This is a genomic window from Pontibacter sp. LHS1, from assembly GCF_058932855.1.
The window spans coordinates 598399-621630 of the sequence record NZ_JBZYWF010000001.1 but is presented as its reverse complement, the minus strand read 5'-3'; the positions used below and the strand labels follow the sequence as shown (position 1 = coordinate 621630).

Annotated in this window: 26 protein-coding genes and 1 tRNA gene; 15 read left to right on the top strand and 12 right to left on the bottom strand. The window is 45.3% G+C overall.

Translation table 11 applies throughout. The features are described 5' to 3' along the window. Positions 1 to 19 precede the first annotated feature (19 nt). Positions 20 to 646, bottom strand: a complete 627-nt coding sequence (locus tag AC5FXQ_RS02710; RefSeq protein WP_493600958.1) for an L-threonylcarbamoyladenylate synthase — start codon at positions 644 to 646, stop codon at positions 20 to 22. Between the two features lie 210 nt (positions 647 to 856). Here AC5FXQ_RS02710 and mltG point away from each other — a divergent pair, with 210 nt between their 5' ends. The 8 genes from mltG (at position 857) to AC5FXQ_RS02670 (ending at position 8899) form a co-directional block, all read left to right on the top strand. Continuing rightward, the gene (gene mltG, locus AC5FXQ_RS02705; protein ID WP_493600957.1) at positions 857 to 1927 is read left to right on the top strand and encodes an endolytic transglycosylase MltG; all 1071 of its coding nucleotides are present in this window, start codon (positions 857 to 859) and stop codon (positions 1925 to 1927) included. A gap of 143 nt (positions 1928 to 2070) precedes the next feature. Beyond that, positions 2071 to 2484 carry an acyl-CoA thioesterase gene (locus AC5FXQ_RS02700; RefSeq protein ID WP_007653357.1) on the top strand — a complete coding sequence of 138 codons (414 nt, stop codon included), beginning with the start codon at positions 2071 to 2073 and terminating at the stop codon, positions 2482 to 2484. Next, complete coding sequence (locus tag AC5FXQ_RS02695; protein ID WP_076422731.1) at positions 2481 to 3455, top strand: YihY/virulence factor BrkB family protein; 975 nt, start codon at positions 2481 to 2483, stop codon at positions 3453 to 3455. Before AC5FXQ_RS02700 ends, AC5FXQ_RS02695 begins: the two co-directional genes overlap by 4 nt. A 174-nt stretch (positions 3456 to 3629) precedes the next feature. Further along, positions 3630 to 3714: transfer RNA gene (locus AC5FXQ_RS02690), tRNA-Ser, on the top strand. A gap of 215 nt (positions 3715 to 3929) precedes the next feature. Beyond that, positions 3930 to 5180, top strand: coding sequence for a site-specific integrase (locus tag AC5FXQ_RS02685; protein WP_493600956.1), 1251 nt, complete (start codon positions 3930 to 3932; stop codon positions 5178 to 5180). Positions 5181 to 5600: 420 nt separating this feature from the next. After that, on the top strand, positions 5601 to 7256 hold the full coding sequence (locus tag AC5FXQ_RS02680) for an ATP-binding protein (protein ID WP_493600955.1): 1656 nt from the start codon (positions 5601 to 5603) through the stop codon (positions 7254 to 7256). Positions 7257 to 7457: 201 nt separating this feature from the next. After that, entirely contained in the window at positions 7458 to 7730 is a 273-nt protein-coding gene (locus AC5FXQ_RS02675; protein ID WP_493600954.1) for a hypothetical protein, read from the top strand. 683 nt (positions 7731 to 8413) lie between these two features. Continuing rightward, a complete protein-coding gene (locus AC5FXQ_RS02670; protein WP_493600953.1) occupies positions 8414 to 8899 on the top strand; it encodes a nucleotidyltransferase in 486 nt (161 codons plus the stop codon). Between the two features lie 202 nt (positions 8900 to 9101). Here AC5FXQ_RS02670 and AC5FXQ_RS02665 read toward each other — a convergent pair whose 3' ends face one another. After that, a complete protein-coding gene (locus AC5FXQ_RS02665; protein WP_493600952.1) occupies positions 9102 to 9515 on the bottom strand; it encodes a hypothetical protein in 414 nt (137 codons plus the stop codon). Between the two features lie 69 nt (positions 9516 to 9584). Continuing rightward, a complete protein-coding gene (locus AC5FXQ_RS02660) occupies positions 9585 to 10208 on the bottom strand; it encodes a ubiquitin-activating E1 family protein (protein ID WP_493600951.1) in 624 nt (207 codons plus the stop codon). 68 nt (positions 10209 to 10276) lie between these two features. Between AC5FXQ_RS02660 and AC5FXQ_RS02655 the strand changes: the two genes are divergently transcribed. After that, complete coding sequence (locus AC5FXQ_RS02655; RefSeq protein ID WP_493600950.1) at positions 10277 to 10762, top strand: SRPBCC family protein; 486 nt, start codon at positions 10277 to 10279, stop codon at positions 10760 to 10762. Between the two features lie 491 nt (positions 10763 to 11253). On the opposite strand, the gene AC5FXQ_RS02650 is transcribed toward AC5FXQ_RS02655, so the two are convergent. Together AC5FXQ_RS02650 and AC5FXQ_RS02645 are read right to left on the bottom strand one after the other, a co-directional pair. Next, entirely contained in the window at positions 11254 to 12345 is a 1092-nt protein-coding gene (locus AC5FXQ_RS02650; protein ID WP_493600949.1) for a sensor histidine kinase, read from the bottom strand. Between the two features lie 566 nt (positions 12346 to 12911). After that, on the bottom strand, positions 12912 to 13283 hold the full coding sequence (locus AC5FXQ_RS02645; protein WP_493600948.1) for a hypothetical protein: 372 nt from the start codon (positions 13281 to 13283) through the stop codon (positions 12912 to 12914). 384 nt (positions 13284 to 13667) lie between these two features. Here AC5FXQ_RS02645 and AC5FXQ_RS02640 point away from each other — a divergent pair, with 384 nt between their 5' ends. Next, positions 13668 to 15200 (top strand): B12-binding domain-containing radical SAM protein, encoded by a 1533-nt coding sequence (locus AC5FXQ_RS02640; RefSeq protein WP_493600947.1) that lies wholly within the window; start codon positions 13668 to 13670, stop codon positions 15198 to 15200. Positions 15201 to 15255: 55 nt separating this feature from the next. Here the strand turns inward: AC5FXQ_RS02640 and AC5FXQ_RS02635 are convergent, their stop codons facing one another. Then, on the bottom strand, positions 15256 to 15492 hold the full coding sequence (locus AC5FXQ_RS02635; RefSeq protein ID WP_493600946.1) for a hypothetical protein: 237 nt from the start codon (positions 15490 to 15492) through the stop codon (positions 15256 to 15258). A 930-nt stretch (positions 15493 to 16422) separates the two neighbouring features. On the opposite strand from AC5FXQ_RS02635, the gene AC5FXQ_RS02630 reads away from it, so the two are divergent. Further along, positions 16423 to 16671, top strand: a complete 249-nt coding sequence (locus AC5FXQ_RS02630) for a hypothetical protein (RefSeq protein WP_493600945.1) — start codon at positions 16423 to 16425, stop codon at positions 16669 to 16671. Next, entirely contained in the window at positions 16668 to 17024 is a 357-nt protein-coding gene (locus tag AC5FXQ_RS02625; protein WP_493600944.1) for a hypothetical protein, read from the top strand. Before AC5FXQ_RS02630 ends, AC5FXQ_RS02625 begins: the two co-directional genes overlap by 4 nt. A gap of 152 nt (positions 17025 to 17176) precedes the next feature. Here AC5FXQ_RS02625 and AC5FXQ_RS02620 read toward each other — a convergent pair whose 3' ends face one another. From AC5FXQ_RS02620 to AC5FXQ_RS02610, 3 genes are all read right to left on the bottom strand, one after another. Beyond that, a complete protein-coding gene (locus tag AC5FXQ_RS02620; RefSeq protein WP_493600943.1) occupies positions 17177 to 17377 on the bottom strand; it encodes a hypothetical protein in 201 nt (66 codons plus the stop codon). Positions 17378 to 18168: 791 nt separating this feature from the next. Beyond that, entirely contained in the window at positions 18169 to 18639 is a 471-nt protein-coding gene (locus AC5FXQ_RS02615; protein WP_493600942.1) for a JAB domain-containing protein, read from the bottom strand. Positions 18640 to 18651: 12 nt separating this feature from the next. Continuing rightward, complete coding sequence (locus AC5FXQ_RS02610; RefSeq protein ID WP_493600941.1) at positions 18652 to 18948, bottom strand: hypothetical protein; 297 nt, start codon at positions 18946 to 18948, stop codon at positions 18652 to 18654. 525 nt (positions 18949 to 19473) lie between these two features. On the opposite strand from AC5FXQ_RS02610, the gene AC5FXQ_RS02605 reads away from it, so the two are divergent. The 3 genes from AC5FXQ_RS02605 (at position 19474) to AC5FXQ_RS02595 (ending at position 20801) form a co-directional block, all read left to right on the top strand. After that, the gene (locus AC5FXQ_RS02605) at positions 19474 to 19752 is read left to right on the top strand and encodes a helix-turn-helix domain-containing protein (protein WP_493600940.1); all 279 of its coding nucleotides are present in this window, start codon (positions 19474 to 19476) and stop codon (positions 19750 to 19752) included. After that, a complete protein-coding gene (locus tag AC5FXQ_RS02600; protein ID WP_493600939.1) occupies positions 19743 to 20117 on the top strand; it encodes a hypothetical protein in 375 nt (124 codons plus the stop codon). The genes AC5FXQ_RS02605 and AC5FXQ_RS02600 overlap by 10 nt, the downstream gene beginning before the upstream one ends. A 273-nt stretch (positions 20118 to 20390) precedes the next feature. Beyond that, complete coding sequence (locus AC5FXQ_RS02595) at positions 20391 to 20801, top strand: helix-turn-helix domain-containing protein (protein ID WP_493600938.1); 411 nt, start codon at positions 20391 to 20393, stop codon at positions 20799 to 20801. A gap of 261 nt (positions 20802 to 21062) precedes the next feature. Here AC5FXQ_RS02595 and AC5FXQ_RS02590 read toward each other — a convergent pair whose 3' ends face one another. From AC5FXQ_RS02590 to AC5FXQ_RS02580, 3 genes are all read right to left on the bottom strand, one after another. Next, a complete protein-coding gene (locus AC5FXQ_RS02590) occupies positions 21063 to 21905 on the bottom strand; it encodes a tetratricopeptide repeat protein (RefSeq protein WP_493600937.1) in 843 nt (280 codons plus the stop codon). Between the two features lie 55 nt (positions 21906 to 21960). Further along, a complete protein-coding gene (locus AC5FXQ_RS02585; protein WP_493600936.1) occupies positions 21961 to 22545 on the bottom strand; it encodes a hypothetical protein in 585 nt (194 codons plus the stop codon). Positions 22546 to 22608: 63 nt separating this feature from the next. Next, entirely contained in the window at positions 22609 to 23139 is a 531-nt protein-coding gene (locus AC5FXQ_RS02580; RefSeq protein ID WP_493600935.1) for a hypothetical protein, read from the bottom strand. Between the last annotated feature and the right edge of the window lie 93 nt (positions 23140 to 23232).

The following is a 23232-nucleotide window of genomic DNA, read 5'->3' as shown; positions in this document are numbered from 1 at the left end:
AATTCTCAAACTCCCCAACTTAAAGAAATTCCTCAATATCCCCTGCGCCTTCCCGAAGCACTTCAAAATTGTTGGCAGCATCTACCACGGTAGAGGCTACGTTGTTGCCGGGGCCACCGTCAATTACGGCGTCTACCAGGTTGCGGTATTTTTCATAGATCAGTTCCGGGTCTGTGCTGTACTCGATCACTTCGTCTTCGTCGCGGATGGAGGTGGAGAGAATCGGGTTGCCGAGCTCCTGCACCAGCGCCAGGGCTATTTTGTTGTCTGGCACACGTATACCGACTGTTTTCTTTTTGCTGCCGGCGTAGCGCGGCACACGGCTGCTGGCGTCGAGCACGAAGGTGAAGGGACCGGGCAGTGCCTTTTTCATTACCTTGTAAGTAGGCGTGTCGATTTTGGCGTAGTCGGAGATGTGCGTCAGATCAGAGCAGATGAAGGAGAGGTTTGCCTTGTCTGGCTTTATTCCTTTCAGTTGGCAGACACGCTCCACCGCTCTTGTGTTGTGGATGTCGCAGCCGAGTCCGTAGATGGTGTCGGTGGGGTAGATGATGATGCCGCCGTTGCGCAGTATCTCGACGGCTTCCAGTATCTTTTTTGGCTGTGGATTATCCGGGTGTATCTGGAGGAAAACAGCGTTGGCCATAGTTTTATTTTGCTTGTTAGTGCATTAAGTAAGGCATACTGCATAAAAGCCGTCTGCGTTGCAGGTATAGCCCTTGAGGTTGGTAAATAGAGACTTTAGGACAGATGCCGGCTCAAAATTAGTCAGATAAGCAAGATTAGTGTTATTTTTGTAGCCTAAACTAAACGGGCCCGGAACCTAACATCCTTATCCGGGACTTTTAATTACATTATGGCTAACGAAGTCACTCCACGCAGACGCGTCAAGAAAGAGAAAAGCATGTGGATACCCGGCATCATTGTGCTGGTGCTGTTCCTGTTTGTGAGCTTTTCCTACTATGCCTACCAGATTGTGTATACCGCCAACGTAGACACCAAAGGGCAAGACACCTATGTATACATCCCGACCGGCGCTGATTACAAACAAGCCCTCGACTCGGTAGAGGCTACCGGTGTGATCATCGACCGCCTGTCGCTGCGCTTCATGGCTAAGCTCATGGACTATGACGAACTGGTGAAGCCGGGCAGGTATAAGATTGAGGACGGCTGGGGTAACCGGCAGCTCATCGGTGTATTGCGGCTGGGAGAGCAGTCCCCGCTAAAACTCACTTTCAACAACATCCGCCTGCGTAGTCAGCTGGCCGAGAAACTGGCCGCTGCAGTAGAGCCATCCGCCACAGAAATAGACAGCCTGCTCAATGACCAGGAGTACTTGCAAACGCTGGGTTTCGACACAACCACAGTGGTGAGCATGTTCATCCCCAACACTTACGAGGTATACTGGACCATCACGGCACCGGAACTCATGCAGCGCATGAAGACCGAGTACGACCGCTTCTGGACCGCTGAGCGCAGGGCCAAGGCCGAGCAGATGGGGCTCTCTCCAAAAGAAGTTTCTACATTGGCTTCGATCGTGCAGGCAGAGACCATCAAGAACGATGAGAAGCCGCGTGTGGCCGGCGTATACCTGAACCGCCTGCAGAAGGGCATGAAGCTCGAGGCTGACCCAACCGTGGTATATGCCGTGCGTGACTTCACGATTCGCCGCGTGCTCAACGTGCACCTGCAGCACGACTCGCCTTACAATACGTACCGTTATGCCGGCTTGCCTCCAGGGCCTATCAATGTGCCGGATATCTCCAGCATCGACGCGGTGCTAAACCCGGAACAGCATAAATACATCTACTTCTGCGCCAAAGAAGATTTCTCAGGCTATCATAGCTTTGCTGTGACGCATGCCGAGCACATCGCCAACGCCCGCCGCTATCAAAGAGCACTGACGCAGCGGAATATTTTGAAATAATTGCTGATTGTTAATTGCTGATTGTTGTTTGCTAAACTTGAGCAGGTATAGCATTGCTGAAACTCAAGCTAGCGGGGCACGCTATACACTTCACAATAATTCACGGGCAATTAACAATCAACAACCAACAATTAACAATCAACATGTTCGAATCAGAGGTACAGATACGCGTACGTTACGCCGAAACCGACCAGATGGGCTATGTTTATTATGGCAACTACGCTGCCTACTACGAAGTGGCCCGTACGGAGGTATTCAGAAGGTTAGGTATACACTACAAGGAGATGGAAGCGACTGGTACCATGATGCCCGTGCTGGAGCTCAAGTGCAAGTATATCCGCCCAGCCAAGTACGACGATCTGCTCACGATCAAGCTCTTTCTTAAGCACAAGCCGCATGGCTCGCGTATAAAGTTTGAGTACGAGGTGTATAACGAGGAACAGACACTACTGAATGTGGGCGAGACCACCATGGTGTTTGTTGACATGAAGTCAGGGCGCCCGACAGCTATACCTGCGCTGATACACCAGAAGTTGGACGGATACTATAGCGAATGAGGCTGAACCAGCAATATCTGAAGCGCCGCAGAGCGTATCGCAAATTCATCGTGTTCCTGAAGAGATGGCGCTTTAACAATGGCCAATCTTCGGTATACGATGTGGCCGATGTGTTGCTGGGCGAACTTAGACTGGATTCCATTACCAAGCGTGCCTCATACATGGCCTTTAACTTTACGCTGGCCATCTTTCCGACCATCATTTTTTTGTTCACGCTCATACCTTACATGCCCAGCATTTTGTCGCTGGACTTGGGCGAGAGCATCCTTAACTTCCTGGCCGATTTCCTGCCTGAAGAGATGTATACCGTCGCCTATGGCACCATCGACGACATTGTAAATAAGCCACGGGGGGGACTACTCTCTTTCGGTTTTCTCTTTGCCCTGATTCTGTCCACCAATGGTATCATGTCGCTGATGGATGCCTTCGACAAGAAATATCATACCTTCTATAAGCGGCCATACCTGAAAAAGCGGGTGATTGCTACGGTGCTTACTGTAGCGCTTTCATCTATTCTGTTTCTGGCAGTGGCGGCGATCTTCTTTGGGCAGTGGATCTTAGATGTGTTGGTCTTTTACGAGGTTGTGACAGAGAGCTATACTTATACCCTGATCGTGATGCTGAAGTACGTGGCGATCATACTGCTCTTCCTGCTGGCAACCTCACTTATCTACTACTACGTACCTGCCATACAGGACAAGTGGCCTTTCTTCTCGGCTGGTGCAGTGGTTGCCACTATCCTGATTTTTGTGGTGTCGATGATCTTCTCGCTCTACATCAGCGCTTTTGATACCTACAACAAATTTTACGGCTCCATCGGGGCCCTCATTGGTTTAATGATCTGGCTTGATTTTGTGTCTATGATCCTGATCCTCGGTTTTGAGATCAACGTGAGCATTGATACGGTGACCAAACGGCTTACCCGGAAGACAGCCCAAACTGCTGAGAAAGCCACTTCGGCAGCAGCTTAACTGGTACAGGCGGAGTAGGGCATTACTCAAAGCAAGGTACAAGCCAAAATCAGTGAAAATTTACAGCTTCAAAATCAGTTGCTTATACCTGAAATGCCCAAACCAGCGAAAAATAATTGCGTATAGCTTTGAAAATTCACCGCAGCGCTATACTTTTGTGCTCGATTCAATTACAGAGAGTTGGCGGAGTGGTCGAACGCGGCGGTCTTGAAAACCGTTGACTGTAACAGGTCCGGGGGTTCGAATCCCTCACTCTCTGCAGAATAGCTTATCAAATAGCTTAAAAAGCCCTTAAATCAGCGATTTAAGGGCTTTTTTGTTTTTAGCCCCTCCTGAATTTTACATATTCTCTCCTTTTTGAGGCAGCCAATTCGGGTACCCGAAACTATTCCGACTCCGGGTACCCGAATTGATGTGCAACTAGTTGGCTGTAAGGAAGATGTACAGTTGTTTTACATCTTGTGAAGCCTTGGTTTGAATGTTAATTTTAACCATAAAAGGAGGAGTTGTATGAACACCAAAATCAGTATCCTGTTCTACGGCAGGAAAGCCAAGACCACCAAGGACAACCTTGTGCCGATTTACCTGCGCGTCACGCTGCAGGGAAGACGCCTGGAGCTGAGCACCCACCGCTACGTCTCGGCCGAACGCTGGTCCGCGGAGGCGGGCAAAGTGAAGGGCAGCTCGGCCGAGGCCCGGAGCGTGAACGCCTACCTGGACACGCTGCGGGCTAAGGCCTATGGCCACCACCGGGAACTGCTCGAGGAAGGTAGGCCCGTGACAGTGGAGGCGTTCAAGGAGAAGTGGATGGGAGTGGAGGAGAAGCCGGTCATGCTGCTGGAAGTATTCCAGATGCACAACGAGCGGATGGCGCAGCTGGTGGGCAAGGACTACGCCCCGGGCACCCTGGAACGCTACACGACCTCCCTGCAGCACACGCGGGACTTTATCCGGTGGAAGTACAGTGTGGAGGATATCGACGTGAAGAAGCTCTCCTACGGCTTCATCACCGACTACGAATTCTGGTTCAAGACGGTGCGCAACTGCGCCCATAACACCACCATGAAATACCTGGCCAACTTCAAGAAGGTCATCCACCTGTGCCTCAAAAACGGCTGGCTGGAGCGCGACCCTTTTTTGGGCTTCAAGATGAGCAAGCGGGAGGTGGTGCGTGAGTGTCTTACCGAGGACGAGCTGCAGCGCATGGCGGAAAAGGAGTTCGTCACAGACAGGCTGGGCCAGGTGCGGGACGTGTTCCTCTTCAGCTGCTACACCGGCCTTGCCTACGTGGACGTGCAGCAGCTCAAACGCTCGGAGATCGGGGAGGGCATGGACGGGGAGCGGTGGATCTTCACCAAGCGGCAGAAGACCGAGACGCCCTCCCGGATTCCGCTCCTGCCAGCGGCCCTGGCGATTCTTGAGAAATACTCAGACCATCCCCAGTGTCTCTACCAGGACAAGGTTCTGCCGGTGCTGAGCAACCAGAAGATGAACGCCTACCTCAAAGAGATCGCCGATGTGTGCGGCATCCGCAAGACACTCACCTTCCACATTGCCCGCCACACCTTCGCTACCACCGTCACCCTGAGCAACGGCGTGCCCATCGAGACGGTGAGCCGGATGCTGGGGCACCGCAACCTGAAGACCACCCAGCACTACGCCAAGATCCTGGACCAGAAGGTGAGCGACGATATGCAACGGCTCCGGGAGAAACTGAAGCTTTAGTTGACAGAAGGTACCGTTTTAGCAACCAGCCCGACTATAAAATTCTTACTTTCAGCTGTGGCTCTTGATTTGCAATTCGCGAATTGAGAATTAAATATCATGAGAAAACACGGTGGCATGCGGCCGTAAGACATAGTCATACTGCTTGCCATCACGGTGAGAGGTGATGCGCCCTGGATGATGAAGGATTTGACCCATGAGTTTGGCATCAGTGCGTCGGAGGTGTTAGAATCCATCCACAAGTTCTACGTGGCAGGGCTTTGGCAAGCCAAAGCAGAAAGTGATGCGCCAAGCATTACTCGAATTCCTTGTCTTTGGGGTGCGCTACGTATTTCCGCAGTAACCCGATGCCATGGTAAGGGGAGTGTCTACCGTCATCAGCCCACCAGTATGGGTAAAAGTAAAAGAGACTAAATCGTTATGTTAGAAGATAGTGAATTCGATAAAAAATCGCTGAGGTTGGTGCAGGGTAATACTACAGATTGGGCTGAGCTGGCGAAGGATTGTGTTTGTTTTGCCAATGGCAAAGGTGGGACGATATATATCGGAGTCGAAGACGACTCCGATATGCCTCCTGCTGATCAAAGGATCAAAAAATCTATTGTAGAGAAAATCAACCAGGTAATTCCCCAGCGAACCATAAATGTAGGTATTAGTGCGACCATACAGAATGCACCTAATGGTGGAGAGTTTATCGAGGTTAAAATATACAGAAGTACTCAGACTATTGCCTCCACGTCCGATGGTAAATACTATATGCGTATAGCCGATGAGTGTAAACCTTTGATGCCTGATGAAATGATTCGTGTGGCTGCTGAAAAGCAAGCGTTTGTATGGGAGGAAAAGGTGGCAAGAAAAGTATACATAAGCCAAGCTGATGGTGCTAAGCTAGGTAATTTTTTAAGTGATGTGCGGAATTCGGAGCGTGTAAGCGGCTTCGTTAAGGAAATGTCTCAGGATGAGATGTTAGAGTACTACTTCTTCACTAGCGGTGATTACCTGACAAATTTAGGTGTGCTTTGGATAGGCCAGCGCAAAGACAGAGCCTTAATGCACTATTCGCCTGCTGTGCAGTTCATTAAATATGATGAAAACGGTGTTAAAGTGAACAAGCGAGTTTGGGACGATTACACGCTTAACCCGAAGGAACTTCTTAATGAAATAATTACAGGTATACCTGATTGGGGAGAATCAATAGAGATTGCCGATGGAATATTCCGGAGGACTATTCCCAACTATAATCAGGTAGTGATCAGAGAGCTGATAGCAAATGCTTTAGTACACCGGGTTTATACTATGCGTGGTGATATTTTCATTAATCTTTACCACGACCGCCTAGAAATTCATTCACCTGGGCTGCTTCCTTTAGGTGTTACCCCCTCCAACATCATTAGCAAATCTATTCACCGCAATACGCACCTGGCCAAAGTGTTCTATGACTTGATGCTAATGGAGAAGGAAGGTAGCGGTTATGACAAGGTATACGAAGTGTTACTACTTCATGGTAAGCCCGAGCCAATAGTAGAGGAATGGGATGATCGAGTAGTAGTAACGGTTATGAAGAATATCATCAGTACTGAGGTGGCTAAGCTTATGTCGCGAGCCAATGATGACTATGGCCTTAATCAAAAGGAGATAATTACACTGGGTTTGATTGCACAACACGGTACTATGACAGCTATAGAGCTGAGCAAGAAGCTTAATGTGAGAAATAGTGATGGGTTAGCTTATTGGTTGGGGAAGCTCTTGAAGCACGAGATAATCCATAGTAAGGGCAAAACAAAAGGAACTGAATATCATGTCAACCCTGAGTTGCTTAGACAAATAGATTTCAAAGGCAAAACAGACCTTAAAAAGATTGAGCCGCACAGGCTTCAGGAACTTATCTTGATGGATTTGGAAACTTATCCTGGGAGTTCCATCGGAGATATAAATGAGCGTATAGGGCCGGAAATAAATAGAAATAAAGTAAAAAGGAAGTTGGCTGAACTTGTTGATTCCAAAATTCTATACACAGAAGGTGTGTTGAAAGGTACTAGATACTTTATAGATCATAATCAAAGAAATAATGAATAAATGATCCATAAATGATCCATAAATGATCCATAAATGATCTATAAGTGATCCAGAAATGATCTTGGATAAAATACTGTTAACCCCAAAGAGGAAGTATGCGACTGAATAGATGCACTTTGAGTTTGTTTCGCATGAAATTGCTTATAATCCCCTAAACAAATTGTGTTTGACCATTCTAGAAAGATATAACGAAAACCCGCAGTGTCTGAACCAGAACCGGGTACTGCGGGTGTTAAGCAACCAGAAGATGAACGCCTACCTCAAGGAACCGACGAGTGCGGCATCTGCAAGACGCTCACCTTCCACGCCTTCGTTACCATCGTCACCCTCTCCAACAGGATATCGATCGAGACGGTCAGCCGGATGCTGGGGCACCGCAACCTGAAGACCACCCAGCACTACGCTAAAATCTTGGACCAGAAGGTTATCAATGACATGCAGCAGCTCCGGGACAGGCTCAAGAGGAAAGCGTGAAATAAGGTCACTTTGTTAGTTCATTGGAGATGCACCGCCTCAGCCTCTGGGCACGGGTGGGGGCTTGTCCAGACGGAGAGCAGGCAATAAATTTACTGTAAAGGTAAAACTTAGTGGCACTTTCCTTCACCGTTGATGCGGTGTGTCTGATCAAGTGGAAAAGGGTGTTATTTTAATCAGATGTTGGTGATGATAAAGAAACAGTAAAGGATATGCTCCTTGTAATGCAGGCCTCGCGGCACTTGCCATCAGGCTGTATACTGCTCGTGTACTAAGTTGGGACATGAAGTGAAGAACGTGTACCATTGTGGTACATATACTATGATTCATGTACCAAAGTGGTAGTTGTGTCATACATTGAATCTATACTGTAATCAGCGCCTCATAAACCCTACAACAGTCTCCCACCACTTCTTAAGCCACAACAAGTGTCTGGTAAATTTAGTATATTTGTAAAGGGCATGTTTCAATTTGCCCTGTGTACCTTTAACTAAACACTATGCGGATACAAGCTGTCGTAAGAAAGGGTTATATGAAAGAGATTGACGAGCAAGAGGACCTGTTCTACTGGCTCCGCCGCTCCCCTAGGGAACGAATGGAGGCAGTAACTTTTATCATCTCCCAATACATAAAGCCAGGGCAGCGGCTTGACAAAACCGCCGTTTCCATAAGAAAGCTCTCCCATGGTGCTAGCTAAGGATTTCGAGGAGTTTATCAGTTTGTTGAACAAGCATGAGGTGGATTACTTAGTGGTAGGCGGCTATGCGCTTGCCTTCCACGGCCGACCACGACATACTGGTGATCTAGACATCTGGATTGGTGTTTCAGAAAAGAATGCAGAGCGCATGCTTAAGGTGCTCAAGGATTTTGGACTGGCATCCCTTGGTTTTGAGAGGGAAGACTTTCTAAAGGAAGGCTATGTTACCCAGATCGGCTATCCTCCCCTGCGCATCGACATTCTAAACACCATTGACGGTGTTAGCTTCCGGGAAGCCTACGGCAACAAGGAGCAGGTGGACTTAGACGGGCTGCAGGTGGCTTATATCGGCTTGCGCGATTTCATTAAGAATAAAGAGGCAGTAGGTAGGGCTCGCGACTTGAGCGACATTAAGGAGATTCAAGCAAAGGAAAATCCAAAGCTAAAACGAAGTAGAGGCAGGAAAATATGAAAAAGCTGAGATGCACATCACCCTTAGTTGTTCTTTCATCTCACATACGTTACTGGCAACAAGAAATGAATAAGGTAAAGCATGGTCGCTTTACCTTATTCATTTTGCAGGATTGAACCTCATACTAAACTAAGCTTAGAGTTGTTACACTTACAAGGTGTATACCTTCGCAGCTTGAGCCAAATGCAGGGGATGAGAAAAGCTACGCGCATTCTACCACATTCCATTTTTGTTGAAATTGTTCTCTAAAATCCTCATCACGGCAAAGGCATCTTCCAGATGTGTCCTTAGCCAGGTTATGATTGTAAGGATTGCTCGCGGCTTTAATAGGTGCCAAAGGATAAATTTGCGTAACACAAGAAAACTCCGCAGTTCTATGGCCCAAGGCATCCAGCACAACCTCAGAGGCAAGCAGTATACCAGGCAGGGCAGACTGAAAAGCCAAAAGTACTTCAGCAGTACTGATTGTAGATTCAGACTGACGCAGTTTCATCAAGATGCCGCCACAGACAACATTAGAATAAAAATTCGCGATCGGTTGCCCCACAAATTCCTGAAGCTTCTCCATAGACACATTGTTCTCCTTGCTAATGAGTTCAAGAAGACCTAAATCCACAGGCCTGTTGTACTGCAGGTAACCTCTTACATCTCTCTCGTAGTTAGAAAGTCCAAGGTTATCTGCAACCTACTGTGACTTATCTTTCTTTTTACTACTGGGGATATAACCGCAGGCTAAGCAAAGTTTCTGTAGAAAGTCATAATGGCGTGAGATTCCAACAACCTTACTAGCGGTATAACCATTGAATATCTGTTTTGGCAGAGAACTCTGTATAGCAATCCTATCCTTTGCAGAGTCAACTGCTACAACCACCTTCTCAAACAGCCAATCTCCTTTGCGGGAAACATAACCTACCCAGTCACAAAGAAAAGTTTCTAACGAAAGGGTTTTATGGCCCCACACCTCTTTAGCAATCTCTGTTTTAGGGCGATCTTCGTCCTTCTCCTGTGTAAGTACATAACGCTGAAGGTTAGACAAGTCCAGCTTTTGTGGTTCCACTAAATCGATTTCACCCTTACACCCTTTAAATTGAGACAGAGCCCAAAGAAAACCGTTTCCAATGGCCCCAAAACCAACTAAGCAAAGCTGACCTAAGTCTACAGAACCAGGAATGGGCACATAAGTTGGATCATTTGGGTTAAGGCTTATTAGAGAAAGGGTAGGTTCATCATCATAAGCAACTTCGCCCAGTATCTCCCGAAAGGTATACCTGAACAGGTTGGCTGCGGGCATCATCGTGATTCCATACATGCTGCGCTCAGAGAGGGTAAAAGAGGTTTTCGTGAATTAAGTCAGCGCTTACCCAGAGAGCCAAGCCTATGCCCATCATTCACCTTGAAACACCCATCAACGCACCAATAGAGGCATGCTTCGACCTATCCAGAAGCATAGACCTTCACATAATCTCAACCATGCATACGGGTGAGCGTGCGATTGCAGGAGTTGCCTCAGGATTGATAGGTCTCGGTGAATCCGTAACATGGAGAGCAAAGCACTTTGGTATCTGGCAGCGCCTTTCGACCAGAATCACCGAATATGAACGACCCTACTATTTTGCTGATGAAATGGTGGAGGGTGTGTTCAAACGCTTCAAACACGAAGACCACTTCCATGAAGCTGGAAATGGCATTACTCTAATGCGAGATGTGTTTGACTACACCTCCCCTTTCGGTATGTTTGGAATGGTCGCTGACAAGCTTTTTCTGAAAAGGTATATAACCCAATTGCTGGTGGAGCGAAACAATGTGATAAAATACTATACTGAACCTGGACAGTGGGAAAGCTTACTGAGTATGGACAAGTAATCAGTTATGCTGCAAGTATTCAATAATCAATGTCAGTAAAACAGACAACAATTTAAATTTTCTTCAAAAGAGCATTTAAAAGGACAAAGCGATGTTACTGGTTATAAATGGCAACCCCTATTATCTTGTGCCAGGGTCTTTCGTAAGTCTGCTACGCAGCAGAGAGTACTTTACTTTATCAATGTATGTAACAAGCAAATAAGTAGTTACCTGACAGAGATTCAGTGTTTATTTGTTTTCTTAGTGTCTTCTTCTGTCGTAAGATTGTATATGAACAACTTGTATGACTATATCAGGCAGGTGGACGTGAACAGTTTACGAGCAAGTGAGGTCTGTCAATGCCTGCTCTACCTAAAGTACTTTACCAGAAGATACCCTGACAGGGAAACAGAAATCACTGAAACAAGGGAGAAGCTGAACAAAAGGGTGCAAGAATTAAGACAAGCAAAGTTGCATGCGGGTGATAGGCATACAAATTAATGTGCTGACTTTCACGTAGCTTGCTGCAGATATTTAAAAAACACCGCAAAGGTTGTTCCTTCGCCTTCCTTACTTTCTACTTCAATCCTGCCGCCCATGGCTTCCACCATTCCTTTAACAATGAACAGCCCCACGCCTGTACCCTCCACGTTATAGTGCAGTCTGGTGTAGCGGTCAAAGATATACTGCTGCTTGGCTTCTGCTATACCCAAACCATTGTCACTCACTCTAAGCAGTATATATTCCCCAGATTTCTCAGTAGATATGGTGATTATTGGCTTGCTGTCAGGCTTGCTATACTTGATGGCATTAGAGAGCAGGTTGTAGATAATGCTTCTGATGTTTCTGCGGGAGAAGCTGATTTCGGATTCCCCGATTTGGACGTTGATTTTTGCATTGGTCTCCGCTATCTTATCCCTTAGGGCAAGCTTTGCATCCTCGATGACGTTCTCGAAGTTCACACGCTCCGGCCCCTTTGCAAAGGCTGTGTCATTATCAATGTCAGCAAGCTCATCAACGGTTTTGCGCAGGTTGTCCACAGACTGGCTGAGCATGTCTATGGCTTTCTTGTTTCCTTTTTCACTTTTCAGAGTTCCTTTCAATATTCTGATCAAGCCTTCCATGTTGGAAAGCGGTCCTTTAATGTCGTGTGAGATAGAGTGGATGATGTTCTCATATTCCCTGTGTAGTTTCTCGTACCCTTTCAGGATCTGGATGCGGTCGTTGATGTCGATGAAGGTGATGATGACACCATTTGTCCTATTCTCCTTTTTTATAATGTAGGGCAGGATATTCATCTGAAACCACTTTTTATCGGTAGTCTGGATTTCCTTCTCCAAACTCAGGCTGCTCTCGATCACCTCGTGGATGTTGTCAATGATGGTAGGGAAGCGGATGTTGTTGGATACCTCGTCTATGTGCCTGCCCACATCGCTGGCTGAAAGTTTGAAGTGTGTCATGGCAGCAGGTGTGAACTTGCGTAGGATCATATTGGCATCTACAAATAGCTGCGGTATGATGGTGTTGTTGAAGTAGTTCTCGAGTTCATCGTTTAACTCGATGAGTTTTTCAATTTTACCGTTCTTTTTAGATGCTTCTGCCATTAGAAAAGTTGTACGGATAATCATACTATTTAAAGGTAGTCATTTTATGTAAGTATTTATTCTATGGCATATGTGTATACTAGCCTTTGACAAGTGGTGATTTCCAGCCTTACAGCCTGGGTGCAATGTGAAGTGAAGAGGAATACTGATTATTTCTTAGAGCTTGCAGTAGGCAAAACAGTCACAAGTGAATTTGATAACCATTGACATCAGAGCTCAACTGTTTAAAGTTCTTTTTTGAAACCAAAACCCACTTATCTGCTAAAATAAATGGGTTTTGGGCTTTAATAGGTAGACCAAAGAGTGGAATTGTTGAGCTTTAGCTACAAGAATCTGGCTCTTTCAGAAGATTACGTGAATCCATAGGCGATTAAACTTACCATGCTCAGATGCCATTTCAATCTGCCCTATATAAGTACATTAGCTCAATGGAAAATTTTAAGCCACCTGCTACTATAGTTGAAAAATATATTCTTTATGCGGAAGAAATACAGAAGGTTAGAAATGTAACTTGTCAAAGTCCCTTTATTCATTTACCCCTAAGCTTGTTTTCCGTCTCAGCAGAATTAGTTGTCATTTGATCTTCTTGTTGCCTTGGCTGCTTTCTTTGCCTGGTTATCTGCTTCTGTGCGGTTACGCTGGGCTTTGGTTTCCATTTTAGCTGAACGTTTGGCTTGTTTGGCCGCATAAGAAGCTTCCTTATCTATGCGTTTGGCTTCATTCGCATTCGCTTTTGCACGCTTTGCATCTGCTTTTGTTTCAGCCTTTAAGTCTTTGGTTGCTTGTAAGCGTAGCTCGTCTCGTTTCGCTTTTTCTTTATCAAATTCCTGTGGTTGTTTCTGTTCCTCTTTTGTAGGGGCATTCTGGGCGTAGATAGCTGTTCCTGTCAATAAAAAGAAACTGGTTAATAACGAGATGATAATGGTTTTACAGGTCATGTTTTGCAGGAAAAGGTATATTCTATTATCCTGCTTAAGTATACGTGTAAACTAGTTAATAAAATGTAAATGCTTTAATATAAGCCATATAAGTTTTAAGAGTGTCACGTAAAGCCTTTAAAGTATATAATATTACTTCCTGCTCGCCCTGAGTAAAGAAGATGAAGGCTGTTCATGTCCTGGAATAGTTGGCAAATTGAACTGACTGCTTACTATCTAAAGTCAGTACAAGTAGCTATTATTTTAAATAAGTCTTGTACTGTTTATAACTCAATACTGATTCCTGCATTCTTCTATGAAATTAGTATTTGTCCGTATGTTGTTTTCTTTCGTAATATATAATCATGCACATGTTTTATATAACAAATCTATTAGCGCTCTCATATGAATAGATTAAAGGTTGGCGTCATTGATCTGGTAAGTAAAGGCCCTGCCAGTACCTTGTGGGCCAGGGTAATGCATGCCAACCTGGCCAGCATAATGCCGCAGGTGGTAGCTACCTGGTGCGAGCAGGAAGGCCATGAGGTGAAGCTGATCTGCTATACCGGGCTGGAGAATCTTCAAAAGGAGCTACCAAAAGGTGTTGATGTAGTTTTTATCTGTTCCTTTACCCAGGCAGCGTTACTTGCCTATGCTTTAAGCAATTATTTTCGGAGTACAGGTGCAGTTACGGTTTTAGGTGGGCCGCACGCCCGCTGCTACCCGGATGATGCGGTGAAGTACTTTGATTATGTGCTGGGCTTTACACACAAAGCAACTATAGAAGAAGTGCTGCAGAATTGCGTACCGCAAAAGCCGGTAGGCAAACACCTTTCCGCTGAGAGGCAGCCGGCACACCTGCCGGGGGTAAAAGAGCGTTGGAAGTTTATCGAACCTACTCTGAAGAAAGCTCCTTTTCTTAAAATGGTGCCCATGATCGGGAGTGTTGGCTGTCCGTATACCTGTTCCTTTTGTATAGATGCGACAGTAGCCTACCAGCCCATGAATTTCGATGTTATAAAGGAAGACCTGCAGTTCCTGTTGACAAAGTTTGAGAAACCTACCATAGGCTGGCATGATCCTAACTTTGGTGTACGCTTCGAAGCCAACATGGAAGCGATCTCTTCTGCTGCTCCTTTAAAGAGCTTCCGTTTTTTTGCAGAAAGCAGCCTTTCCATTCTGACAGAAGAGCACCTAAAGGTGTTGCAGCATCATGGCTTTGATGCCTTGTTGCCCGGCATAGAATCATGGTATGAGCTAGGTAACAAATCAAGAACATCCCGCTCGGTAGGGGAGGAAAAGGTAGCGCGCATCTCAGCGCATATCAACATGATGTTTGGATATGTTCCGTATGTGCAGACAAACTTTGTGCTGGGGCTGGATAGTGATGAGGGAGAAGAACCCTTTGAACTCACGAAACGTTTTGTGGATCTCTCGCCGGCCGCATTCCCTGGTTATTCTTTATTAAGCGCTTTTGGACAAGCGGCACCTCTGAACCTGGAATACCAGCGCGCAGGCAGGGTGCTTCCATTCCCATTTCACTTCCTGAACAACCACCTGGCCATGAATGTAAAACCACTGAACTATGAGTGGGTGGATTTTTATGACAAGGTGATTGATCTGACTGCCTATACTTTCTCTAAAAAAGCGATTTACCGTCGTTTTGTGGCCTCGCCCAGCCGGTCAGCAAAGTGGATGAACTTTATGCGGGCTGTCTCATCAGAAGGTTACGGCCGCCTGCGTTTCTTTAGACAGGTGCGCAAAAACCTGGTAGAGGATGCGGGCTTCAGGAAGTATTTTGAAGGAGAAACACAGCAGTTGCCTCCGTTCTACAGAAACATCATCCAAAAAGATCTAGGCTATTGGTGGCAATGGCTACCGGAAGGAGCCATGGAACATGATCCTAACGCTTACCTGCAGAAGCAAGTCTTACAATAACCTATAGTTGAACCAGTTGCTGAAGTATAGGTTAAGCATAGTGGATAGGGATAGCTTACTGTTCCAGATTTAGGATAAAGTGAGCCAGCGCCAGCGGGTGCTTGCCTTTCATAATAGAAATAACAGCATCCATCAACTCACTATCTTTTACTTTAGTCGAATTTAATTCCATTAAGTAACCAAAGCTCTTCTTGTCCTCAACCCGAATGTAAGATCTGAGTTGATGATAAAAAGACAAGGCCGCTACTTCTTCTATTCTAATGTTCAGGGTTTTGTAAACTATTGCCTTCATAGCGGTCATTCAAATTTTAAAGTTATTATGCTGTTGATTCACAGTAGCTTAACTTCATACTTATATGACAGTGCTATACATGATTAAGTTCTAAAGTAATCATAAATATTCATATCTTCACCCCGCACACTTTTTACATTTTGCAGACTTCTCATGATTAGTTACAATAAAAGCTCGAACGATTGTCCGAGCTTCCTTTTTTCACAGCTTTACTATTGGGAAATAGTAATTACAGATAGGAACAGAAATAACCTGATCGTTGCTTTTTTGAACTTGCCCTGCATTTACATCACAACTTTATGTAAGGAGATTGGCGATTGTTTTTAAAGTCAAGTTGTAGCGCAGCAACTATAGCTGTGATTGAAATTACTATCATTGTTTTCTGCTACACTTACACTGTTCAAGTAGGATGGTCTTAACCGGCTACTATTAAAGTCCAGGGCACTTCTGCTATCTTACTTATATGTATACGTGCACCGGAGGAGATAAACCGAATATACTTTTAATATAAATACTCTGATAACTTCAATATACCACTGGGGTCTGTGGGGGCATCATTTAGCAGAATATGCTGTTAAAGTTTAATATGTAGATGGCGTAGATTTAAATAATTGAACAGATTTATAAACTATTACTACCCAGGTACCTGTTGTACTAATATATCTTTACTTGGCACGATGGACTGACCTTATTAGCCACAGAGGTGCTCTGCTCTCTATCCATCCCGCTCTTACTATTTCAACTATGCCTATAGATGCAATCACCAGTAGCGGCTGTCAAGCTTACCTATTAGAGCTTCTAGGAAGAGTGCCAAGTCCACAGGAACTTCTTGCTTTTGAGCGCAACCAGGACTTTTTGATTATAACACAACGGATAGCAGAAAATGATACCTATCTCAACACATATATGAATGCAACATGAGTTTAATTAGTGACAGATGGCATAGTGCAAGGTGGAGCGATCCAACTCCACAGCCAACAGGAAGGGCATAGGTTTCATGTTGTGCTTTTTGAAGATTATGGCTCGGAAGAAGAACAATACCTGATGTTAGATGCAGAAGTGAAAATCATCAGTGTTGAAAATTCCAGCATAAAATTGATACAAGGGGTTCAGCTTTTAACAATGCAAGAATTATTGTTTAATTATTGCCCTACCTCATATAATTTAGATTTACAATGAATCAGGATCAGTTTTACAATTGCCTTAGCCGGATCTTAGAGCTTAGAAATAAGATTCAGGAAACCTACCTTGTCCGTAGGAGAGCACAGGCTATAGAATCTGCTCAGGCTGAGGAGCAGCAGTTGGATTTTGATGCATTAAGGCAATTTGAAATAAATAAAGAGAGCGCTGATAAAAATACTTTAAAGGCGCAGGCACTTCTAAAGGAGTTAGCAGCACAGGAAGCTAAGATCAGAGCTTTTGTGCCTGTTTCAGCCTACGGCACCAGGATTATGGCTACCTACCTGGAGCAGCCAGCTATTTATGTAGTAGTTGAAGTCCAAAGTATAGCAATTGAGAAAGCGACAATATGAAGTAACCACCTCTTAAGGATAAATGATTACTCCCAGCTATGAATTTGGAACATCTTATTCACCTCTATTGTAGCTACCCCAAGACCAAGTAAAAGCATAAGCTATAAAAAAGATCATTATTTAATTAACCAAGCAAGCATTAAACCGGAGCATCACCGGAGCCTTTCGATAAATCCTGAAAGCCGGTTGGTATAGTCTCCTTTCGTGAGACACAGCATCTCTCCGGTAATATCATTTCTTACCCAAGTAATAACATTTTCTTGTTTCATGTTCAATTTAGAATATTCGTTCCAGTATGCATTAGCAGCCAAGACTACTTTATGCTGAAGGGTTTTTAGCTTGTCTTTATTCATTGCTTAAAGTTTTAGTTATTTGGTTTAGACCAAAAATTATTGAGACCGGATCTGGTGGTGAGCAAATTATTTTTAAGTACAGGCTTATTGGCTACAATAAATGCTCTTTCTAAGAAATCATGATGCTACTTTTTTTAAAGCATTATAGCTTGAAAAGTAATTGGAAGAGGATAGCCAACTATAAAAAGGATAAAAGAGAAGTTTTATGTTGAGCATTAAATTTCATTCTATAGCTAATCTTTTACCTTTCTGTGTACCACTGTATGTGATGGTAAAAATACAAGGAGATATCCCAGCAAGTAGATGAACATGACCACTCTCTATCAATTCATCTAGTAGCAATTGTAAATGGTTTCTGTTGGGTGTTAGCCCTAAGTTCTCTTTCTTCGATAAATCATTTATGATGAGCGTTTCAAGTCTAACTAGCTTATTTAAAAGGATAGTTCGCTTAAATATTATTTCTATAATTACTGTTACTACTAAGAGAAAATTGGTTCAAGGCAAACGATTACAATGAAGGGTTTTTAAAGTGTTACTCGCTGATAGGCAGAAACTAAACACCCCTTATTAAGTATACGTTTATAGTGAAAATTAAATAATTTTCTTTGCATCATGGGATAAAAGTTATTAGGTAAAGATAGGGAGTTTCACTGTTGCGGGAAAAGAGGAAAGCGTAAGCCTGATCAATACTACCGATAGAGGAAGACCATAGGTCAATCGAAATGCACGCAAGTGTGCTCTGCCATGGCAGTTAATCCTACGTATTTGGATGAGTAAAAAAAGGAGAGGGGCTATAAAAGCCCCTCGTCTGCTAAAGAGTAGTAGCCCTCGCTGGTGAGAATGATGTGGTCCAGTACGGCGATGTCCAATAGCTCCCCGCCCTGCTTGATCTTCTTAATGAGCTGGAGGTCCGCCTGGCTGGGTTTGCGGTTGCCCGAGGGGTGGTTGTGGGAGAGGATGATACCTGAGGCGCAGGCTTTCAGGGCCGCTACGAAGACAAGTTTGGGGTCTGCCACCGTGCCCGCCACACCCCCGGTGGAGAGTTCGTAAATCCCCAGCACCCGGTTGGCGCGGTTAAAGAGCAGGACCTTGAACTGTTCGACAAACTCAAGCTTTCCTGAGTCCCAACTCTCTTGGAGCACCCTGTAGGAGTCAGCAGAGCAGGTGACCTGCGGGCGCTCGGAGGGCTTTACGCGGTTGCGGTAGGAGAGCTTCACTTCGGCTACTCTGTGGAAGGCGGAGGTGTTAACGGTCTTTTCCATAATCATTTGATTTTAAGTGAGGGAATTGATTATGGTGCCCCTCCAGGCCCCGGGCAACCAAGCCCAGAAGGAAACGGAATAAATGGCTTGTGGGCGGGCCTCGGGGGGGTATGCCGTAGTCTTTTGGGCGCCCGGTAGCCCGGGGCTTACCTTTGCGCCATCAACAATGACAATGGACTTTTGCTTTGAGGTGGCTTTCGGCCTGCGCTCCTTCCGGACTCCTGCCTCTTCTCCCTGCTTGTGGTCAGTTGCTTTTACCACTACTGCCAGGCTGTTGGCATGTGGGAAAACCCCGTAGGCGTTTCCCACATGCCAACAGCCTTTTAATTGTCTCCTGAAACGGTTTGCCTCATGGGCAGAGTTTGGGCAGGCTGCATTTCCTGCTGCTCCTTTGCCAACCTGAAAAAAGAGAAGCGCCGAGTTCCGAGGCAAGCTCTTCAGGACCCGATACCCGCGGAAGGCTTTTTGCATGCAAAAATACATCTTGCTCGCTCGCTGCACCAGACCGCAACGTGTTTTCCCTGCCGCAGGAGGGGCAAGCTTCTGAGGCGTTAGTGATTGTAGCGTGTCATCTACTCCTGTTTTATGATAAATCTGGGAACACGGTGCAGAGAATAACTCAAGTTCGGCCGGGGCGAGGTGAAAGCTGATGATGTGGCTGCTTATCTGTAGGAATACCCGGTTCAGGTGAATCTAGAGGTTTTTAACACTGAAGAAATGGCATCTTGCTTGTATTCTACTCGGTAAAATTGTTTTTCACAAGTTGGGTTCAGCTTGTGAAAAAGGAGGAAAAAAAGGGGACATCTTCAACCTGTAACCATACAAGATAAGACGATGGCTGTAGAAATCATCACCAAGCAAGACCTGCTTCAGGCTCACCGGCAACTGCTCGAGGACCTGGCAAAAATGATCGGAAAGCAGCAGGCTGAAACACCGAAAAAAGTGCTCAAGTCCGCCGATGTGCGGCGCATGCTGCAGGTCTCCCCCTCCACGCTGCAGAAGCTGCGGGTGGAGGGCACGCTGCCCTCCGTCAAGGTCGGGGGCACCCACTACTACCGCCAGGAAGATATTACCAGGCTGCTGAACGGGAAGGAGGTGCGGTCATGGAAGTAAGCGCTCAAATGATGGGCTTTTACAGGAAAGCGGGAGGGGACAGGCGCCTGCGTCGCCCACACCTGAACCTCTACATGGCCCTGCTGGTCCAAAGCCAAGGCGGTGAAGCTTTCCAGGTAAATAGGAAGAAGGTGATGGCGTGGGCGCGTATCGGTTCCCGCGTCACCTACCACCGCTGCATCCGAGAGCTGGACAAGTGGGGCTACCTCTACTACCTGCCCTCCTACGACCCCGCCTGTAAAAGCCTGGTGTACATCAGGCCCCTGACAAAGGCGGGAGCGGCAACCGAAACAGTGACGGATGATACGCTAATGAAGCTGGGTTTCCCTGGAACTGAGCTGTGCGTGGAGCAGCCGGGAAGTTAACTGCGCTGCCGCATCCTCCCGGCTTCCCCGTTATCAGCCATGGAAAGCTGAAAAGAATCTGGAGAGCAGGCAGGACTTACCCGTTTTTGATTTGCTCCTAATACCTCCTATCTTTATAGCGGTTGTTTAGCAGCCTAAAGATATAACCAGCAAAGACACAAGCTAAATTACGCTAAATGGCTAGGTGGCGCACTTGTAAAAGATAATCTTCTGCTTGTGAAAAACAAGAACTTATTAATTGGTATTTTAGTAAGAATTTCGTAAATTAATCATATGGAAACAGCAGCCAGAAAACGACCGATGATCCACCTGGGCGACCACGTCCGCAGGATGCGCACGGCTTTGGGCGTGAAGCAATCCGCTCTTGCCAGTGAACTGGGTACCACACAGCAGAACATCTCCCGCATCGAGCAAGACGAGGAGATTGACAAACCTACGCTAGAGAAGATTGCTAAAGCACTTGGCGTGACATCTGAGGCCATTGAGAACTTTTCGGAAGAGGGCGCGATGTTTAATGTTCAAAATAACTATGAAGGGTCATCTAGCAATTATAGCGGGCTACATCAATGTACTTTCAATCCCATCGAAAAGATCGTAGAACTATACGATGCGCTGCTGAAAGCTGAGCGGGAAAAAAATGAACTGTTGGAGAGAATGCTAAAGGGTCATAAATCTGAAGATTAAGATTTTAGATTATGTAGCCTCAGGCTTTTTAACAAGTTGGTTACACATCACAATTGTCGACTCCCCTCTAAAGTCAAGCACTTTTAAGGTAAAACATATAAGTGCTTTTTTATTTGCACATATCTTCTTGCTCATATTGCTATAACATTCTATAATTATTGTTTTTTGTCAAGTACTATAGCAACAATTTACAAAGGCATGAGGAATTTTGCTCAACACATGTGAAGCCCAGGAGGGGAGAAGGAGAGCTGGGATACATTTTTATTCTTCAAATGACACCCCATACTTCTTCACGTGTTGTTCATTTATGTGCTTGAAATCTGACATATCTTTGCTACAGCCATCTGCATCCCCTAGCTTTTCTTTGGCTCTAGCGCTCAATACATAGGACAAAGGGTGGTTCGGGAAAAGAGAAATTAATTTCGCGGCATCATCCAATGAGCCCTGAAAGTCATTTGCTGAGAATTTTGCTTCTGCACAGCTTTTCAATGCACCAAATAGCATTGGCTTGTATGCTGGATCTCGCTTGGCTTTACTTTCTTCTATTTCGATGGCTTTTTCTAAATCCGCAATGGCTTCCATAAAGTCAGACAAATTGGCTTTGGACTCTCCTCTAAATTGATAGGCATATGAGTTATTCTTATTTAAGGAAATTGCCTGACTGCAATCTTCTACTACACCGGTGTAGTCTTTGGCTTTCTTCTTGATAAGTGCTCTTGAGACAAAATTATCAGATGTGGGAGCAAGTTCTATCACTTTTGAATAGTCATCAATCTGGCCTATAAGATCATCCAAGTGTCCTTTGCACAGCCCTCTTCTAAAAAAGGCGTCTTCGAGCTTTGGATTAAGTACGATCACTTTTGTATAGTAAATAATTGCTTCCTGATAGTTCTTAATATTGAGCCTGAGATTCTGGGCGTGATTGTTCAATGCCTCTATGTAATCTGGTCTCAACTGAATCGCCTTCAGGTAAGACTCGCTCGCTGCTGCATAATTCCTCTGATTATACTGCAGATCATTCCCTTCCTGAAAGTAGTGCGCTGCTTCCATTGTATAGCGGTTGCTATCACCCTTTTTTATGGGTGCAAAATCATTTATTCCCATGTTTCCTTCTACTATTTCCTTAAAGTTGATACTCAGACAAAAGCAGTATTTGTGCTTAATTATCCCCAACTTTTAAGACCTCCGTTTTTTGCTGTTTACAAGCTTTCTTTATTATATCCACAACCTGCTTATAGTGTTCATCCCGAACAAACTCAAGTTTAGTCGATGCCAACAGAAAAAAGCCCAGGTGGCGAAGCACCTCTGCTTTCATGATCCGCTGCTCAGGGTTATTATCATCCAAGATACCCTCCAGCAGGGCCAAGTTTGTTTTCCATATCGTTTCCTCCCGAGATGAGTTCACCAGGGGTTTACCTCGGCGTACACGATCATTGAATCTCCACCAAAGCTGTGTCCTCAGGTATAGCTCATCTTCCGTATTGCGGCTACGATTGCCCCTTAGTGCTTTATTGTAATCTGTAATGGACAGGAACCGGACTGAGGAGATTTCTTTTTCACCGGGAAGAAAAGGCAAAGGGAAGTACTCGCCGACTTCTTCTGCTTCATCTATCCAGAACAATTCTTTGCAGGCTGGGCACTTAGTTATTTTCGGGAGCTCAGGCAGCATTGGTGCTTCCAACTTTCCATCAGTATAGAAAGTAGCTTCGAAGGTGTTGCCAGAATAAAGCGCCTGCTTTTTCATCTGATTTCCGCAGTTATGGCACCTGATGATGAAAGGTAGAGAAGGCATCATGGGCTTATATTTTTAACTTGGCAGCCAGTGCTGTTCCAGTTCCCAGAAGTTCTCCAGGTTTAGGCTATTCCTTAGCGAGTCAATCAACGAGAAGTATTCCGCTTCACCAAGCTTAGTCCACCTTACCTGAGCTACTTTCAAGTCCTTGTACTCTTTTGTAAGGTTTTTTAGAAGGATAGAGTCAATAGGAGGGTGAGCTATTTTGCTTAGGCTGCATGCTGGTTCAGGGATAACAAACCTTGTCTTAATATAAATAGCTACAATCTTGGCTGCTCTGCCATAGGTAGCCTTGCCTGCATCAGCTCCTAATTTATCTTTAAGACTTTCTACTATAGCTGTAACGGCTTCCTTGTGAAACGTGTCGAAGGTGGCTTCGTCCAGCTGGACAGTGCTGCGCAATTGCTCCAGCTTCGCAGACAATGCTGTTTCCTCAATGGCTTCCTGGACAAGTTTTGTGCTGGCAAAGTCCCTGTTAACGGCTCTGGCGGCTGTCCACACAGCAAAACGGTGGGCATGGAGGGAGTAATCGTAATGTGTTTTCACAGGAGTTTTTAATTCATTAAGGTGTGTCAGGACGCGCTTAGGCATCTAAATCTCATGTAATGTAATAAAATAAATATATATTGTAATTAAAGG

Bases quoted from the DNA above. Each gene is read 5' to 3' on its own strand.
- AC5FXQ_RS02710 (WP_493600958.1), bottom strand. From the start codon at position 646: ATGGCCAACGCTGTTTTCCTCCAGATACACCCGGATAATCCACAGCCA.
- mltG (WP_493600957.1), top strand. From the start codon at position 857: ATGGCTAACGAAGTCACTCCACGCAGACGCGTCAAGAAAGAGAAAAGC.
- AC5FXQ_RS02700 (WP_007653357.1), top strand. From the start codon at position 2,071: ATGTTCGAATCAGAGGTACAGATACGCGTACGTTACGCCGAAACCGAC.
- AC5FXQ_RS02695 (WP_076422731.1), top strand. From the start codon at position 2,481: ATGAGGCTGAACCAGCAATATCTGAAGCGCCGCAGAGCGTATCGCAAA.
- AC5FXQ_RS02680 (WP_493600955.1), top strand. From the start codon at position 5,601: ATGTTAGAAGATAGTGAATTCGATAAAAAATCGCTGAGGTTGGTGCAG.
- AC5FXQ_RS02670 (WP_493600953.1), top strand. From the start codon at position 8,414: ATGGTGCTAGCTAAGGATTTCGAGGAGTTTATCAGTTTGTTGAACAAG.
- AC5FXQ_RS02660 (WP_493600951.1), bottom strand. From the start codon at position 10,208: ATGTATGGAATCACGATGATGCCCGCAGCCAACCTGTTCAGGTATACC.
- AC5FXQ_RS02655 (WP_493600950.1), top strand. From the start codon at position 10,277: ATGCCCATCATTCACCTTGAAACACCCATCAACGCACCAATAGAGGCA.
- AC5FXQ_RS02650 (WP_493600949.1), bottom strand. From the start codon at position 12,345: ATGGCAGAAGCATCTAAAAAGAACGGTAAAATTGAAAAACTCATCGAG.
- AC5FXQ_RS02645 (WP_493600948.1), bottom strand. From the start codon at position 13,283: ATGACCTGTAAAACCATTATCATCTCGTTATTAACCAGTTTCTTTTTA.
- AC5FXQ_RS02640 (WP_493600947.1), top strand. From the start codon at position 13,668: ATGAATAGATTAAAGGTTGGCGTCATTGATCTGGTAAGTAAAGGCCCT.
- AC5FXQ_RS02635 (WP_493600946.1), bottom strand. From the start codon at position 15,492: ATGAAGGCAATAGTTTACAAAACCCTGAACATTAGAATAGAAGAAGTA.
- AC5FXQ_RS02625 (WP_493600944.1), top strand. From the start codon at position 16,668: ATGAATCAGGATCAGTTTTACAATTGCCTTAGCCGGATCTTAGAGCTT.
- AC5FXQ_RS02620 (WP_493600943.1), bottom strand. From the start codon at position 17,377: ATGAATAAAGACAAGCTAAAAACCCTTCAGCATAAAGTAGTCTTGGCT.
- AC5FXQ_RS02615 (WP_493600942.1), bottom strand. From the start codon at position 18,639: ATGGAAAAGACCGTTAACACCTCCGCCTTCCACAGAGTAGCCGAAGTG.
- AC5FXQ_RS02605 (WP_493600940.1), top strand. From the start codon at position 19,474: ATGGCTGTAGAAATCATCACCAAGCAAGACCTGCTTCAGGCTCACCGG.
- AC5FXQ_RS02600 (WP_493600939.1), top strand. From the start codon at position 19,743: ATGGAAGTAAGCGCTCAAATGATGGGCTTTTACAGGAAAGCGGGAGGG.
- AC5FXQ_RS02595 (WP_493600938.1), top strand. From the start codon at position 20,391: ATGGAAACAGCAGCCAGAAAACGACCGATGATCCACCTGGGCGACCAC.
- AC5FXQ_RS02590 (WP_493600937.1), bottom strand. From the start codon at position 21,905: ATGGGAATAAATGATTTTGCACCCATAAAAAAGGGTGATAGCAACCGC.
- AC5FXQ_RS02585 (WP_493600936.1), bottom strand. From the start codon at position 22,545: ATGAAAAAGCAGGCGCTTTATTCTGGCAACACCTTCGAAGCTACTTTC.